This is a genomic window from Microcella flavibacter (assembly GCF_012530535.1).
GTDB lineage: Bacteria > Actinomycetota > Actinomycetes > Actinomycetales > Microbacteriaceae > Microcella > Microcella flavibacter.
The window spans coordinates 841,826-855,860 of record NZ_CP051299.1; the positions used below are offsets into that span (position 1 = coordinate 841,826).

18 protein-coding genes are annotated in these 14,035 nt (G+C 72.6%); 15 read left to right on the forward strand and 3 right to left on the reverse strand.

The genetic code is table 11. From position 1 onward, the window contains the following. Positions 1-29 precede the first annotated feature (29 nt). Positions 30-902, forward strand: coding sequence for a signal recognition particle-docking protein FtsY (gene ftsY / locus HGB54_RS03980; RefSeq protein WP_168915304.1), 873 nt, complete (start codon positions 30-32; stop codon positions 900-902). Between the two features lie 13 nt (positions 903-915). On the opposite strand, the gene HGB54_RS03985 is transcribed toward ftsY, so the two are convergent. Next, the gene (locus tag HGB54_RS03985; protein WP_168915305.1) at positions 916-1,485 is read right to left on the reverse strand and encodes a gamma carbonic anhydrase family protein; all 570 of its coding nucleotides are present in this window, start codon (positions 1,483-1,485) and stop codon (positions 916-918) included. A 62-nt stretch (positions 1,486-1,547) separates the two neighbouring features. Here HGB54_RS03985 and ffh point away from each other — a divergent pair, with 62 nt between their 5' ends. The 7 genes from ffh (at position 1,548) to HGB54_RS04020 (ending at position 6,677) form a co-directional block, all read left to right on the forward strand. Continuing rightward, on the forward strand, positions 1,548-3,137 hold the full coding sequence (ffh, locus tag HGB54_RS03990; RefSeq protein ID WP_168915306.1) for a signal recognition particle protein: 1,590 nt from the start codon (positions 1,548-1,550) through the stop codon (positions 3,135-3,137). 49 nt (positions 3,138-3,186) lie between these two features. Next, on the forward strand, positions 3,187-3,978 hold the full coding sequence (locus tag HGB54_RS03995) for an LLM class F420-dependent oxidoreductase (protein WP_168915307.1): 792 nt from the start codon (positions 3,187-3,189) through the stop codon (positions 3,976-3,978). A gap of 176 nt (positions 3,979-4,154) precedes the next feature. After that, entirely contained in the window at positions 4,155-4,616 is a 462-nt protein-coding gene (gene rpsP / locus HGB54_RS04000; RefSeq protein WP_168915308.1) for a 30S ribosomal protein S16, read from the forward strand. A gap of 6 nt (positions 4,617-4,622) precedes the next feature. Continuing rightward, positions 4,623-4,862: an RNA-binding protein gene (locus HGB54_RS04005; protein ID WP_168915309.1), complete on the forward strand. Its 240-nt coding sequence runs from the start codon at positions 4,623-4,625 to the stop codon at positions 4,860-4,862. A 2-nt stretch (positions 4,863-4,864) separates the two neighbouring features. Further along, positions 4,865-5,503, forward strand: a complete 639-nt coding sequence (gene rimM / locus HGB54_RS04010; protein WP_228545932.1) for a ribosome maturation factor RimM — start codon at positions 4,865-4,867, stop codon at positions 5,501-5,503. An 8-nt stretch (positions 5,504-5,511) separates the two neighbouring features. Further along, positions 5,512-6,195 carry a tRNA (guanosine(37)-N1)-methyltransferase TrmD gene (gene trmD, locus HGB54_RS04015; protein WP_168915310.1) on the forward strand — a complete coding sequence of 228 codons (684 nt, stop codon included), beginning with the start codon at positions 5,512-5,514 and terminating at the stop codon, positions 6,193-6,195. Then, a complete protein-coding gene (locus HGB54_RS04020; protein ID WP_168915311.1) occupies positions 6,192-6,677 on the forward strand; it encodes a hypothetical protein in 486 nt (161 codons plus the stop codon). The genes trmD and HGB54_RS04020 overlap by 4 nt, the downstream gene beginning before the upstream one ends. On the opposite strand, the gene map is transcribed toward HGB54_RS04020, so the two are convergent. Next, positions 6,661-7,428, reverse strand: coding sequence for a type I methionyl aminopeptidase (gene map / locus HGB54_RS04025; RefSeq protein ID WP_168915312.1), 768 nt, complete (start codon positions 7,426-7,428; stop codon positions 6,661-6,663). The two genes, HGB54_RS04020 and map, sit on opposite strands and share 17 nt — an antisense overlap. After that, the gene (locus tag HGB54_RS04030; RefSeq protein WP_168915313.1) at positions 7,425-8,096 is read right to left on the reverse strand and encodes a TetR family transcriptional regulator; all 672 of its coding nucleotides are present in this window, start codon (positions 8,094-8,096) and stop codon (positions 7,425-7,427) included. The genes map and HGB54_RS04030 overlap by 4 nt, the downstream gene beginning before the upstream one ends. 213 nt (positions 8,097-8,309) lie before the next feature. On the opposite strand from HGB54_RS04030, the gene rplS reads away from it, so the two are divergent. The 7 genes from rplS (at position 8,310) to dprA (ending at position 14,018) form a co-directional block, all read left to right on the forward strand. Beyond that, the gene (rplS, locus tag HGB54_RS04035; protein ID WP_168916793.1) at positions 8,310-8,657 is read left to right on the forward strand and encodes a 50S ribosomal protein L19; all 348 of its coding nucleotides are present in this window, start codon (positions 8,310-8,312) and stop codon (positions 8,655-8,657) included. A 150-nt stretch (positions 8,658-8,807) separates the two neighbouring features. Beyond that, the gene (gene lepB / locus HGB54_RS04040; RefSeq protein ID WP_168915314.1) at positions 8,808-9,557 is read left to right on the forward strand and encodes a signal peptidase I; all 750 of its coding nucleotides are present in this window, start codon (positions 8,808-8,810) and stop codon (positions 9,555-9,557) included. Between the two features lie 4 nt (positions 9,558-9,561). Next, positions 9,562-10,233 (forward strand): ribonuclease HII, encoded by a 672-nt coding sequence (locus tag HGB54_RS04045; RefSeq protein ID WP_168915315.1) that lies wholly within the window; start codon positions 9,562-9,564, stop codon positions 10,231-10,233. A gap of 10 nt (positions 10,234-10,243) precedes the next feature. Further along, positions 10,244-10,567 (forward strand): DUF2469 family protein, encoded by a 324-nt coding sequence (locus HGB54_RS04050; RefSeq protein ID WP_168915316.1) that lies wholly within the window; start codon positions 10,244-10,246, stop codon positions 10,565-10,567. A 108-nt stretch (positions 10,568-10,675) separates the two neighbouring features. Next, complete coding sequence (locus tag HGB54_RS04055) at positions 10,676-11,026, forward strand: YraN family protein (RefSeq protein WP_168915317.1); 351 nt, start codon at positions 10,676-10,678, stop codon at positions 11,024-11,026. Continuing rightward, positions 11,026-12,555, forward strand: coding sequence for a YifB family Mg chelatase-like AAA ATPase (locus HGB54_RS04060; RefSeq protein ID WP_168915318.1), 1,530 nt, complete (start codon positions 11,026-11,028; stop codon positions 12,553-12,555). Before HGB54_RS04055 ends, HGB54_RS04060 begins: the two co-directional genes overlap by 1 nt. Then, a complete protein-coding gene (gene dprA, locus HGB54_RS04065; RefSeq protein WP_228545933.1) occupies positions 12,555-14,018 on the forward strand; it encodes a DNA-processing protein DprA in 1,464 nt (487 codons plus the stop codon). The genes HGB54_RS04060 and dprA overlap by 1 nt, the downstream gene beginning before the upstream one ends. The last annotated feature ends 17 nt before the right edge of the window (positions 14,019-14,035 follow it).

The window sequence follows — 14,035 nt, forward strand, 5'->3', positions numbered from 1 at the left end:
CGCTCGCCCGGTCGCACTAGCCTGGATGCATGGCTGAGCGCTCCTGGACCTTCGGCGGCGCCCTCAAGGGGCTCTTCACGAAGCCGACGATCGATGAGACGACCTGGGACGACCTCGAGGTCGCCCTCATCGGCGCCGACTTCGGGCCCGACCTCGCCGAGGCGATCATCGAGGAGATGCGCGCCGGCGTCGACCGCTTCCAGATCACCGATCCGAAGGATCTGAAGCGGATGCTCCGCGAGAGCATCGAGGAGCGGCTCGCGAAGTACAACCCCACGCTCACGCTGAGCGCGCGGCCCGCCGTCGTGCTCGTCGTCGGCGTCAACGGTGTCGGCAAGACCACGACCATCGGCAAGTTCGCGAAGTTCCTGCGCGGCTACGACCGCAGCGTCGTCGTCGGCGCCGCCGACACCTTCCGCGCGGCGGCGGTCGAGCAGCTCGCCACCTGGGCGGGCCGAGCGGGAGCATTCATCGTGCGCCCGCAGCAGCAGGGGCAGGATCCGGCGAGCGTCGCCTACCAGACCGTCGATCACGCCATGCGCGAGGGCATCGACATCGCCATCATCGACACGGCCGGCCGCCTGCAGACGAAGTCGGGCCTCATGGACGAGCTCGGCAAGGTGCGCCGCGTCGTCGAGAAGCTCGCGCCCATCGCCGAGGTGCTGCTCGTGCTCGACGGCACGACCGGGCAGAACGGGCTCGCGCAGGCCGAGGCCTTCATCGAGCACGCCGGGGTCACCGGGCTCGTCATCACGAAGCTCGACGGCTCGGCGAAGGGCGGCTTCGTGCTCGCCGTGCAGGAGCGCACGGGCATCCCGATCAAGCTCATCGGGCAGGGCGAGGGCATCGGCGATCTGACGGGCTTCACGCCGCACGTCTTCGCGGCCTCGCTCGTGCCGTAGCACGGGTCGGGCGCTACTCCTCCTCGTCGACGCCGTCCGCCTCGAGTGCGGCGTCCTCCTCGTCGGCGTCCTCGTCATCGACCGCCGCGTGGGCGGCCGACAGCATGAGGTACGTCGCCGCGTTCTGCCGGATGCCCTCCCGCTCCTCCTCGGAGAGCTCGCGCCGCACCTTCGCGGGCACGCCCGCGACGAGGGACCCGGGCGGCACGATCGTGTCCTCGAGCACCACGGCGCCCGCCGCCACGAGGGATCCGGCGCCGATGACCGCGCCGTTCAGCACCGTCGCGCTCATCCCGATGAGGCAGTCGTCCTCGATCGTGCAGCCGTGCAGCACGGCGCGGTGGCCGACGCTGACGCCGCGGCCGACGACCGTGGGGCGGCCGGGGTCGCCGTGCACGACGACGCCGTCCTGCAGGTTCGAGCCCTCGCCGATCTCGATGCGGTCGCGGTCGGCGCGCAGCACGCTGCCGTAGAAGACGGATGCGCGGGCGTGCAGCCGCACATCGCCCACGAGAACGGCGCCGGGGGCGACCCAGGCCTCGTCGTGCACGGCCGGTTCGGTGCCGAAGATGCTGCGGCGCACGGGTCCTCCTCGATGAGCGGGGCCCCAGTCAAGCAGACGGCCACCCGTAGAATGGTCGGATCATGGCGACTTTCGGCTCCCTCTCCGACCGGCTGACTCAGACGTTCAGCGCCCTCCGCACGAAGGGCAAGCTCAGCCCCGCCGACGTCGACAAGACGGTGCGCGAGATCCGCCGGGCGCTGCTCGACGCGGACGTCGCGCTCACCGTCGTCAAGGACTTCACGGCGACCGTGCGCGAGCGCGCCCTCGGCGACGAGGTGAGCAAGGCGCTCAACCCCGCCCAGCAGGTCGTGCAGATCGTCAACGAGGAGCTCGTGACGATCCTCGGCGGGCAGCAGCGCCGCCTCGAGTTCGCGAAGACCCCGCCGACCGTGATCATGCTCGCCGGCCTCCAGGGCGCCGGCAAGACGACGCTCGCGGGCAAGCTCGCGAAGTGGCTCAAGGCGCAGGGCCACACGCCTCTGCTCGTCGCGGCCGACCTCCAGCGCCCGAACGCCGTCACGCAGCTGCAGGTCGTCGGCGAGCAGGCCGGCGCCGCGGTGTTCGCGCCCGAGCCCGGCAACGGCGTCGGCGACCCCGTGCGGGTGGCGAAGGACGCCATCGTGCACGCCCGCTCGCGCCAGCACGACGTCGTCATCGTCGACACGGCGGGCCGCCTCGGCGTCGACGCCGAGCTCATGAAGCAGGCCGCGGGCATCCGCAAGGCCGTCGATCCCGACGAGGTGCTCTTCGTCATCGACGCCATGATCGGCCAGGACGCCGTCTCGACCGCGCTCGCCTTCCAGGAGGGCGTCGATTTCACCGGCGTCGTGCTCTCGAAGCTCGACGGCGACGCCCGCGGCGGCGCGGCGCTCAGCGTCGCGAGCGTCACCGGCCGCCCGATCATGTTCGCCTCGACGGGCGAGGGCCTCGACGACTTCGAGCCCTTCCACCCCGATCGCATGGCGAGCCGCATTCTCGACCTCGGCGACATCCTCAGCCTCATCGAGCAGGCGCAGAAGGCCTTCGACGAGGAGGAGTCGCGCGCCGTCGCGGAGAAGTTCGCGACCGACAGCTTCACGCTCGAGGACTTCCTCGCGCAGATGCAGCAGCTCAAGAAGATGGGCTCGATCAAGGGCATGCTCGGGATGCTCCCCGGCGCCCGCGGCATGCGCGAGCAGCTCGACAACTTCGACGAGAGCGAGCTCACCCGCACCGAGGCGATCATCCAGTCGATGACGCTCGCCGAGCGCCGCATGCCGAAGCTGCTCAACGGCTCGCGCCGCCTGCGCATCGCGCGCGGCTCGGGCACGACGGTCACCGAGGTCAACGCCCTCGTCAACCGCTTCGAGCAGGCCGCCAAGATGATGAAGACGGTCGCCAAGGGCGGCATGCCCAACATCCCCGGCATGCAGCAGATGGGCGGCGGCGGCGCCGCGAGCGCCCGCAAGGCCGCGGCGAAGAAGAAGGGCAAGGGCGCCTCGAAGTCGGGCAATCCGGCCAAGCGCGCCGCCGAGGCGGCCGCGCGGGCGCAGGGCGGCGGCTCGACCTCGGGCGCGCTCGGCGGGGGAGCGGGCTTCGGCCTCGGCGGCCCCGGCGGCGCCGGTGCGGCCGGCGGCACCGAGCCGAGCGCGGAGGAGCTCGCGGCGCTGCAGAAGTTCCTCGGCCGGTAGCGGGGAGCAACCTCCGGCGCCTGCCCGGCGACGGTCGTAGGGTGAGGCCATGACCACTCGACCCATCCGCATCGGGGTGCAGCTGCAGCCCCAGCACGCCCCCTACGAACTGATCCGCGACCGCGTCGCCGAGCTCGAGCAGCTCGGCGCCGACGTCGTCTTCAACTGGGACCACTTCTTCCCGCTCTACGGCGAGCCCGACGGCCTGCACTACGAGTCGTGGACGATGCTCGCGGCCATCGCCGAGCAGACCAGCCGCATCGAGCTCGGCGCGCTCGTCAACTGCAACTCGTACCGCAACCCCAACCTGCAGGCCGACATGGCCCGCACGATCGACCGCATCAGCGCCAAGGGCACGGGCACCGGCCGGTTCATCTTCGGCACGGGCTCCGGCTGGTTCGAGCGCGACTACGAGGAGTACGGCTACGAGTTCGGCTCCGTCGGCTCGCGCCTGAACGACCTCGCGCGCGACCTGCCGATCATCCGCGACCGCTGGACGAGGCTCAACCCCGCGCCCACCCGCGACATCCCGATCCTCATCGGCGGGGGCGGCGAGAAGAAGACCCTCCGCATGGTCGCCGAGCACGCGCACATCTGGCACAGCTTCAGCGACGCCCCGACGCTCGAGCGCAAGCTCGGCATCCTCGGCGAGCACTGCGCGACGGTCGGACGCGACCCGGGCGAGATCGAGATCTCGGTCGAGCTGGGCAAGCAGAGCGTCGCCGAGGTCGAGCAGCTCCGGGCCCTGGGCGCGAGCCTGTTCACGCTCGGCATCACCGGGCCCGACTACGACCTGGCGCCCGTGCACGACTGGCTGGCATGGCGCGACGGGGCGCGCTGAGCATCCCGCATCGTCGCGGTATCGGGGCGGCCCGCGGATCTGCAAGAATGGGGGGTCGAGTGCTCGCGCGCCCGACCCTCTAATCAGGCAGCGCGGGCGTCCATCACGAGCTTTCGCGCCGAGTGTGCCCCACGCAACCGGCGCCGACTCACCCCGTTCACACATTCTGGAGAATCGTGGCTGTCAAGATCCGTCTCAAGCGCATGGGCAAGATCCGTGCACCCTACTACCGCATCGTCGTCGCCGACTCGCGCACCAAGCGCGATGGTCGTGTCATCGAGGAGATCGGCAAGTACCACCCCACGGAGGAGCCCTCCGTCATCGAGGTCGACTCCGAGCGCGCGCAGTACTGGCTCGGTGTCGGCGCGCAGCCGACCGAGCAGGTCGCGGCGCTGCTGAAGCTCACTGGCGACTGGGGTCGCTTCAAGGGCGACAAGGACGCGAAGAGCACCGTGCGCGTCGCGGAGCCGAAGGAGGCCTTCCAGGCCGACGCGTCGAAGAAGCCCGTGCTGAAGCCCAAGGCCGAGAAGAAGGTCGAGGAGGCCCCGGCCGCCGAGGCCCCCGCCGCCGAGGCCCCCGCCGCCGAGGCCCCCGCCGACGACACCGCGGCCGAGGCCGCCGAGGCCGACAAGGCCTAATGCACCGTGCTCGCTGACACGCTGGAACATCTCGTCAAGGGAATCGTCGATCACCCGGACGATGTCGTCGTGGTCGCGCAGAACTCCGGTCGCGGCGAGGTCCTCGAGGTGCGCGTGCACCCCGAGGACCTCGGCCGCGTCATCGGCCGCGGCGGTCGCACCGCCAAGGCCCTGCGCACCGTGATCTCGTCGCTCGCCGACGGTCGCCGCGTGCGCGTCGACGTCGTCGACACCGACGCCGACTAGTCGTGGGCGACGTCAAGATCCCCCGCCCCGACGCCTCGACCGATCAGCTGCGCATCGGCCGCCTCACCAAGGCGCACGGTCTCAAGGGCGCGCTCAAGGTCGAGATGTACACCGACGACCCCGACAAGCGCTTCGCGCCCGGGGCCGCCTTTACCCTGCAGGTGCCCACGACCTCGCCGTGGCACGGCAGGACGCTGACCCTGGTCGAGCTGCGCTGGTACAACGGCCAGCCCGTCGCCTTCTTCGAGGGCGTCACCGACCGCGAGGGCGCCGAGAGCCTCGTCAAGGCCATCCTCTGGATCGATCGCGATCCGGCCGAGGAGCCCGAGGACGACGCCTGGTACGACTTCCAGCTCGTCGGCCTGCGCGCGATGCGCGACGGCGAGGAGATCGGCGTGGTCACCCGCATCGACCACTTCCCCGCGCAGGACCTGCTGACGATCCGCGTCGGCGACCGCGACGTGCTCGTCCCCTTCGTGGCCGCAATCGTGCCGACCGTCGATGTCGCCGCCGGCACGATCGTGCTGACGCCGCCGGCGGGCCTCCTCGAGGACCTCCCCGACGAGACGATGGATGCCCCGGCCGAGGCCGCGACCGGTGAGGCGCCGACCGCCGCCGAGCCCGAGCGCGACGAGCCCTAGGCCGCGCGGTGCGCTTCGACGTCGTCACGATCTTCCCCGAGTTCTTCGGGGTGCTCGACGTCTCGCTGCTCGGCCGTGCCCGGCAGAGCGGCCTCATCGAGATGCACGTGCACGACCTGCGCGACGCCACCCACGACCGCCACCGCACCGTCGACGACACGCCGTACGGCGGCGGCGCGGGCATGGTCATGAAGCCCGAGCCCTGGGGCGAGGCGCTCGACGGCATCGTGACGGAGCGCTCGACGCTCATCGTGCCGAGCCCCGCCGGGCATCCCTTCACCCAGGCGATGGCCCGCGAGCTCGCCGGCCGCGAGCACCTCGTCTTCGCCTGCGGGCGCTACGAGGGCATCGACCAGCGCGTCGTCGAGCACTATTCTGAGCGCATCGAGGTTCGCGAGGTGAGCCTCGGGGACTACGTGCTCAACGGGGGAGAGGTGGCGGCGATGGCGATCATCGAAGCGGTCGGCCGCCTCGTGCCCGGCATGGTCGGCAACCCGGCGAGCCTCGACGAGGAGAGCCACGAGGCCGGGCTGCTCGAGCACCCCAGCTACACGAAGCCCGCCGTCTGGCGCGAGCGCGCCGTGCCGCCCGTGCTGCTGAGCGGCAACCACGGCGCCATCGCGGCGTGGCGCCACGAGCAGCAGCTCGCGCGCACCCGAGCCACCCGACCCGATCTGATCGGCGAGCCGTGACCGCGGCGGAGCGGGCCTGGAGCTGGGCGCAGCCGCTCCTCGCCGTGCTCTGCCTCGCCGTCGCCGTCGCCTCGTGGAGCCTGCAGGCCGCGGGGGAGTACGCGCTGCTGCCCTCGGTGCAGGCCGTCATCACGACCTCGTTCGTCTACCCGGGGCTCGCCCTCTCGCTGGCCGTGAACCACGTCATCGTGGGCTTCCGGCGACCGCCGGTGCTCACGGGGGCGGAGAAGGCGCTCGTGCTCGGGCAGGCCGTGATCGCGATCCTGCTCGCGGTCACCTCGCTCGATCAGGCCGCGCTCATCGTCGGGTTCCTGCTCTGGCCGCTGCTCATCGTCGGCGCCGTCTGGGCGTGCGCGGTCATGACCAGCACGACCATCCGGCTGCGCCGGGAGGGCCGCCACCCGGTCGACCCGCGTTCGGGGGACCGCCTCGGCGACGGCCCGCCCACGGCGCAGGTTCCGGTGGTCAGTCCCGCGCGGTGAGGACGAGCGGCCCCTCCGGGGTCAGCGCGACCGTGTGCTCGGCGTGCGCGGCGCGGGAGCCGGTGCGGCTGCGCAGGGTCCATCCGTCCTTGTCGGTGTAGATCTCGTCGGTGTCGTGGATGAACCACGGCTCGATCGCGATGACGAGCCCGGCCTTGAGCTTCAGCCCGCGGCCCGCGCGGCCGTCGTTCGGCAGGTGCAGGTCGCCGTGCATCGTGCGGCCGACGCTGTGGCCGCCGAAGTCGAGGTTGACGGCGAGGCCGGCCTGCTCCGCGACGTCGCCGATGGCGGCCGAGATGTCGCCGAGCCGTCCGCCGACCTGCGCCGCGGCGATGCCGGCCGCGAGAGCCCGCTCGGTCGTGGCGATGAGCCGGGCATCCTCGTCGCGGGGCGTGCCCACGATGATGGTCTTCGCCGAATCGCTCACCCAGCCGTCGACGGAGGCCGCGAAGTCGAGCGAGAGCACGTCGCCGTCCTGCAGGACGTAGTCGTGCGGCAGACCGTGCAGGGCCGCGTCGTTGACGGAGGTGCAGATGACCTTGCCGAAGGGCGAGGCGCCGAACGAGGGGTGGTAGTCGATGTAGCAGCTCTCGGCGCCCCGGGCGCGGATCATCTCGTGCGCGAGCGCGTCGAGCTCGAGCAGGTTGACCCCGACCGCCGCCGCCTCGGTCGTCGCCGTGATGACGCTCGCGACGAAGCGGCCCGCGGCGCGCATCTCGTCGATCTCGGAGGGGGTGCGCAGCTCGATCATGGATTCCTCGGGAGGGGGATGTGGGTGGTCAGGTAGTCGGTGCAGACGCGGCGGGTCATCTCGATGAAGCGGTCGTCGCCGTCCTTGTCCTGCTGGAACGCGCGCGAGAGCAGCGCGCTGCCGATCTCGATGGCGACCTCGACGTGGAACAGGATCTCGTCATCGGGCTCGAAGTCGTAGGTCGCGCCGATGCGGGCGGTGAAGTCGCGGGCGAGGATCGAGTTGTTGCTGATCTCCTCGCTCATGAACCGCTGGTCGATGATGTCGCCGAAGCGCAGGGCGCGGAAGCCCGGCTCGGTGCGGTTCATCTCGACGAAGATGTCGAGCGTGCGGTCGAACGACGACCACGGCTCGGGCGGCGAGGTGTCGATGTTCTGCTGGACGCGGGCGACGTAGCGCTCCATGTTGCGCACGGCGAGCGCCCGCAGCAGCGTCTGGATGTTGGGGAAGTAGCGGTAGACGACCCCGACGGAGCTCATCGACCGCTCGGCCACGGCGCTCGTCGTGACCCCGTCGATGCCGTCCTCGTCGATGAGGGCGGCGGCCGCGTCGAGCAGCAGCGCGATGCGCTCGGCGCTGCGCTGCTGGATGGGCTCCGTGCGCATGACGACCTTGTCGGTCGCGAGGATGCGCCCCGGGAGCGCTCCTGCCGGATCGTCCTCGGTCATGCGCGTTCCTCCCGCTCGTCCGCCCAGCGGCGGTGTGGTCCAACCCCTCATCGTTCCATGGATTGGCCGCCGGGGGCGCTCTGTGGCATGATTTCACCTTGTGCCTCGGCACGGCTCTGCCACAGGGGAGCCGTCGATCCTCGAGGCCCTCCCTTTTCGAACATCCCCTTCATACCGCAGTCGACCTGTGGCGGTTGCAGAGAGCGAATGACCATGCACATCCTCGACCACGTCGACGCCGCCTCGCTGCGCGACGACATCCCCGAGTTCCGCGCCGGCGACACCGTCAAGGTGCACGTCAACATCGTCGAGGGCACCCGCTCGCGCATCCAGGTGTTCCAGGGCGTCGTCATCGGCCGCTCGAACGAGGGCGTCCGCGAGTCCTTCACGGTCCGCAAGGTCAGCTTCCAGGTCGGCGTCGAGCGCACCTTCCCCGTGCACTCCCCGATCATCGACCACATCGAGGTCGTCACCCGCGGCGACGTGCGCCGCGCGAAGCTCTACTACCTGCGCGGTCTGCGCGGCAAGAAGGCCAAGATCAAGGAGAAGCGCGCCAACTGATCGAGCGCGCATCACCCACGAGGACCCCGTCGCATCGCGGCGGGGTCCTCGTGCGTGCGCGGGGTGCGCGCGGCGCGCTCCGGGGCTTCGGGCGTCGGCGGGGACGGCCCCGGACCGCCGCCTAGACTGGAGGCGAACACCAGGGGAGACATGACTGAAGACGCTGCGCTGCCGGCCGCGGGAGCATCCGACACCTCGACCGGCGGCTCGAGCCGTCGTCGCAGCGTGCTCCTCTTCCTGCGCGACGTGGCCCTCATCATCATCGCGGCGCTGCTGATCTCGTTCATCATCAAGACGTTCCTGATCCGCTCCTTCTACATCCCCTCGCCCTCGATGAGCGACACCCTCATCGAGGACGACCGCATCATCGTCAACCAGCTCGTGCCCGACCTCGTGCCGCTCGAGCGCGGCGACGTCGTCGTGTTCAAGGACCCGGGCTCCTGGCTGCCCGCGCAGCCCGAGGCGCCGCAGCCGCCGCTCATCGCCGCGGCCGAGTGGGTCGGATCCCTCGTGGGCCTCGCCGCCCCCGACAGCGACGAGCACCTCGTCAAGCGCCTCATCGGGCTGCCCGGCGACCGCATCGTCTGCTGCAACGACCTCGGCCAGATGAGCGTCAACGGCGTGCCGCTCGACGAGCCCTACATCCGCGACGCGGGCACGGGCGGCCCGGCGAGCAGCCAGGACTTCCAGATCGACGTGCCCGAGGGCACCCTCTGGGTGATGGGCGACAACCGCGGCAACTCCTCAGACTCGCGCATCCACGGCACCGTGCCGATCAGCGACGTCGTCGGCCGTGCCGTCGTGGTCAGCTGGCCCCTCGACCGCTGGACCTGGCTCGACAACTACCCGCTCGTCTTCGACGGGGTCGACGAGGCGGGCGCCGCGCCCCGCGCGCGCTGAGCCCGTGACCCCCGTGGTCGACCCGACCCTCGAGGTCGAGGCCGCGCTCTTCGCGGCGGGAGCGCCCGTCGTCATCGGCGTCGACGAGGTCGGTCGCGGCGCGATCGCCGGCATCGCGGCCGTCGGCGTCTGCGCGATCCTGCCCGAGACGGATGCCGTGCCCGAGGGCCTGCGCGACTCCAAGCTCATCAGCCCCGCCCGGCGGCGCGCCGTCGAGCCGCTCGTCGCGCGCTGGGCCCTCGCGACCGCCGTCGGCGAGGCGGAGCCCGCCGAGGTCGATCGGCTGGGCATCGTCGCCGCGCTCGGCCTCGCGGGTCGCCGCGCGCTCATCAGCCTCTTCGAGCAGGGCGTCGACGTCGCCGCCTCGACGGTGCTGCTCGACGGCAGCCACGATTGGCTGACACCGGCGCTCGGGGCGCCGCCGCGCATCCTGACCCGGGTGAAGGCCGATCGCGACTGCGCCTCCGTCGCGGGCGCCTCGGTCATGGCGAAGCAGCACCGCGACGCCCTCATGGTGATCGATCACGAGCGCTGGCCGGCCTACGGCTGGGACGGCAACAAGGGCTACGGCAGCCCCGCGCATCTGGCCGCCGTGGCCGCCCACGGGCCCTCGCCGCGCCACCGCCTCACCTGGCTGCGCTCGGCGGAGCCGGGCATGCTGCCCTTCTCGGTCTAGACTGCACGCGATGGACGACGACGAATTCGAGGACTACGACCGCGAGGTCGAGCTCGCCCTGTACCGGGAGTACCGCGACGTGGTCGCGCAGTTCCAGTACGTGATCGAGACCGAGCGCCGCTTCTACCTCGCGAACGAGGTGCAGCAGGTGGTGCGCGAGGTCGCGGGCGACTTCTTCTTCGAGCTCACCCTGACCGACGTGTGGGTGTGGGACGTCTACCGCAGCGACCGCTTCGTCAAGAGCGTCAAGGTGCTGACCTTCAAGGACGTCAACGTCGAGGAGCTCGGCAAGAAGGAGCTCAAGCTGCCGAAGGAGCTCGCGCTCGACGAGTAGCGCGCCGCTCCTCCCCAGCCCCCTCCTGCGGGGCTGATCGCTCCTCCTGATCCGCCGGCCCCGACAGGGGCGGGATGCTCCGCCATCCTCCTGGCCAGGAGGACGCACATGGCACGCAAGGACGTACTGGGTCGCAGCGGCGAGCAGCTCGCCGCCGATCACCTGCTCGGGCTCGGCTACGAGGTGATCGACCGCAACTGGCGCTGCCCGATCGGCGAGATCGACCTCGTCGCTCGGCACGGATCGACGACCGTCGTCGTCGAGGTGAAGACCCGGTCGGGGCGCGGCTACGGGCACCCCCTCGACGCGATCACGCCCGTCAAGCTCGCCCGGCTGCGGCGGCTCGCCGGGGCGTGGGTCGCGGCCCACGGGCCCGTCGAGCGGCTGCGCATCGACGCCATCGCCGTCGTCGCCGACCGCGACGGCGTCGCCGTCGAGCACGTGCGGCAGGTGTGCTGATGGCCGTCGCCCGCACCCTCGCCGTCGCCCTCAACGGCGTCGACGGCGCCGTCGTGGAGGTCGAGGCCGACCTCGCCAACGGCCTTCCCGCGTTCACCATCATCGGCCTGCCCGACACGGCGCTCGGCGAGGCGAAGGATCGCGTGCGCGCCGCCGCCGCGAACTCCGACTGCGATCTGCCGTCGCGCAAGGTCACCGTCAACCTCTCGCCCGCCTCCCTGCCCAAGCACGGCTCCGCCTTCGACCTCGCGATCGCCGTGGCCGCGCTCGCGACGAGCGCGCCCGGCCTCGCCCCCGAGTCGATCGAGCGCACGGTGCACGTGGGCGAGCTGTCGCTCGACGGCCGGCTGCGTCCGGTCGCGGGCGTGCTGCCCGCGGTGCTCGCCGCCCGCCGCGCGGGGGCGAGCGCCGTCGTCGTGCCGCGCGGCAACGAGCGCGAGGCGCGGCTCGTGCCGGGCATCCGCGTCATCGGGGCGATCTCGCTGCGCGAGGTGCTCATCCATCACGGGGCCGAGCTCGACCCGGTGCCGATGGAGGCCATCGCCGCCCCCGAGCCCTCGCCGATGCTCGAGACCGGCGGCGACCTCGCCGAGGTGGTCGGGCACCCCGAGGCGGTCGAGGCGCTGCAGGTCGCCGCGGCCGGTGGGCACCACCTCATGCTGCTCGGCCCGCCGGGAGCGGGCAAGACGCTGCTGGCCTCGCGCCTGCCGGGCCTGCTGCCCGATCTCGAGCCCGACGCCGCCGTCGAGGTCTCGTCGGTGCGCTCGCTCGCCGGGCTGCCGCTCGGCGACGCCCTCATCACCCGTCCGCCGCTCGAGGCGCCGCACCACAGCGCCACCATGGCCTCGCTCATCGGCGGCGGCAGCGGGCTGCTGCGCCCGGGCGCCATCTCGCGGGCCGCGCACGGCGTGCTGTTCCTGGACGAGGCTCCCGAGTTCTCGGCCTCGGTGCTGGATGCCCTGCGCCAGCCGCTCGAGACGGGCGAGATCACCATTCATCGTGCCCGCTCGGTCGCGCGGTTCCCCGCGCGCTTCCAGCTCGTGCTCGCCGCGAACCCCTGCCCCTGCGGGCAGGCGCTCAGCCCCGACGGGGAGTGCACCTGCCCGCCCCAGGCCCGACGTCGCTACCTCGCCCGGCTCTCCGGGCCGCTGCTCGACCGGGTCGACCTGCACCTCACCGTGCGCCGCGTCGGTGCGGCGCAGATGACCGGAGGGGAGCAGGGCGGGACGACGACGCGGCAGGCGCGGCGGCGCGTCCGGGCGGCGCGCGAGCGCACGCGGGCCCGCTGGGGCGGGTCGGGATGGCCGCTCAACGCCCACGTGCCCGGTGCCGTCCTGCGCAGCGACGCCTGGCGGCCCTCCGCCGCCGACCGCGCCCCGCTCGACCGCGCCCTCGAGCGCGGCGCCCTCACCATGCGCGGCTACGACCGCGTGCTGCGCATCGCCTGGTCGCTCGTCGATCTCGACGGCGACGAGCGCCCCCGCGCGACCCACATCGGGCGCGCCCTGCACCTGCGGAAAGGATTCTGATGACGATGACGGAGACCGACGTGCCGATGGCCCTCGAGGGGCTCGGCGATGCGGTGACCCCGGCCCCGATCCGCTGGGGCATCGCCGATGCGGTCATCGACGCGGCGCTCGCCGCGGTCGGCCGGGCACCGCGCGACCGGGCCGCACGCGATGAGGCCTTCGCCCGCGTCGTGTGGAGCGTGCTCGTGGAGCCCGGCGATGCGACGGCCGGGGCGCTGATCCGGCACTGCGGCGCGGCGGACGCCCTCCGAGTGCTGCTCGACCGCCGGCCCGCCTCGGCGCTGGTCGAGGCGACGGAGGGCGAGATCGCCCCGCGCGCGGCCGGGGAGGCCCGCGCGCGCTGGATCCCGAGGCTGCGCTCGGACGACGTGCTGCGCGCCCTCGCCTCGGCGGCCCGCTGCGACGCGCGGCTGCTGCTGCCCCAGGACGCCCTCTGGCCGTCCGGGCTCGACGACCTCGGCGACTCCGCGCCCGTCGTGCTCTGGGTGCGTGGCGACCCGATCGCCCTGCGCCGACCGGGCATCGCCGTGGTCGGAGCGCGGGCCGCGACCGGCTACGGCGAGCACGTGGCCATGGAGCTCTCGGCCGGCCTGGTCGGGCGCGGCGCCGCGGTCATCTCGGGCGGCGCCTACGGCATCGACGGGATGGCGCACCGCGCCGCCCTCGCGAGCGGCGGCACCACGGTGGCCGTGCTCGCCGGCGGCATCGACCGCTTCTATCCCTCCGGTCACGAGGCGCTGCTGCAGCGCATCGTGCAGTCGGGAGCGGTCGTGACGGAGGCCCCCTGCGGCTCGGCGCCCACGAAGTGGCGCTTCCTGCAGCGCAATAGGGTCATCGCAGCCCTCGCCCGGGCGACCGTCGTCGTCGAGGCCGGTCGTCGGTCGGGCGCGCTCAACACGGCCCATCACGCGCTCGACCTCGGCCGAGAGGTCGGCGCCGTGCCGGGCCCCGTGACGAGCGCCGCGAGCGCGGGCTGCCATCGACTGCTGCGGGAGCATCCCGCGGTCTGCATCACGGGTTCCGCGGACGCGATGGTGCTGGCGTTCGGGATGGACGGCGTCATCCCCGATGACGACCCCGTCGACGAGGACGGCGCGGCGGGCAGGAGTGCTCGCGGGCCGCTCACCCCGGACGGCGGGATCGAGCGCGGGGAGGAGGACGCCGCCGCACCGCGGGAGGACCCGATCGTGACGAGGGTCGCCGACGCGCTGCGACCGCAGCGGCGGCAGACGGCGGAGGAGCTCGCGCGCGCGGCCGGGGTGAGCGTCGAGACCGTGCGCGGCGCCCTGGGCATCCTCGCCCTGGAGGAGCGGGCGATCGGGGACGACCTGGGTCGCTGGCGCCGGGCGCCGGTGCCGAGGAGGAAGCGCTCTGAGGCGGAGAGGGCGGCGAGCCCGACCGAGGACGAGCCGTCGACGGAGGCCGACGGGGCCGGCCCGCCCGGCGACGGCGGTGCGGAGTAGCATGCGGGGGTGATCCA

Bases quoted from the DNA above. Each gene is read 5' to 3' on its own strand.
- ffh (WP_168915306.1), top strand. From the start codon at position 1,548: ATGGCGACTTTCGGCTCCCTCTCCGACCGGCTGACTCAGACGTTCAGC.
- HGB54_RS04030 (WP_168915313.1), bottom strand. From the start codon at position 8,096: ATGACCGAGGACGATCCGGCAGGAGCGCTCCCGGGGCGCATCCTCGCG.
- rplS (WP_168916793.1), top strand. From the start codon at position 8,310: ATGCACATCCTCGACCACGTCGACGCCGCCTCGCTGCGCGACGACATC.
- HGB54_RS04055 (WP_168915317.1), top strand. From the start codon at position 10,676: ATGGCACGCAAGGACGTACTGGGTCGCAGCGGCGAGCAGCTCGCCGCC.
- HGB54_RS03995 (WP_168915307.1), top strand. From the start codon at position 3,187: ATGACCACTCGACCCATCCGCATCGGGGTGCAGCTGCAGCCCCAGCAC.
- lepB (WP_168915314.1), top strand. From the start codon at position 8,808: ATGACTGAAGACGCTGCGCTGCCGGCCGCGGGAGCATCCGACACCTCG.
- ftsY (WP_168915304.1), top strand. From the start codon at position 30: ATGGCTGAGCGCTCCTGGACCTTCGGCGGCGCCCTCAAGGGGCTCTTC.
- map (WP_168915312.1), bottom strand. From the start codon at position 7,428: ATGATCGAGCTGCGCACCCCCTCCGAGATCGACGAGATGCGCGCCGCG.
- dprA (WP_228545933.1), top strand. From the start codon at position 12,555: ATGACGATGACGGAGACCGACGTGCCGATGGCCCTCGAGGGGCTCGGC.
- HGB54_RS04060 (WP_168915318.1), top strand. From the start codon at position 11,026: ATGGCCGTCGCCCGCACCCTCGCCGTCGCCCTCAACGGCGTCGACGGC.
- HGB54_RS04050 (WP_168915316.1), top strand. From the start codon at position 10,244: ATGGACGACGACGAATTCGAGGACTACGACCGCGAGGTCGAGCTCGCC.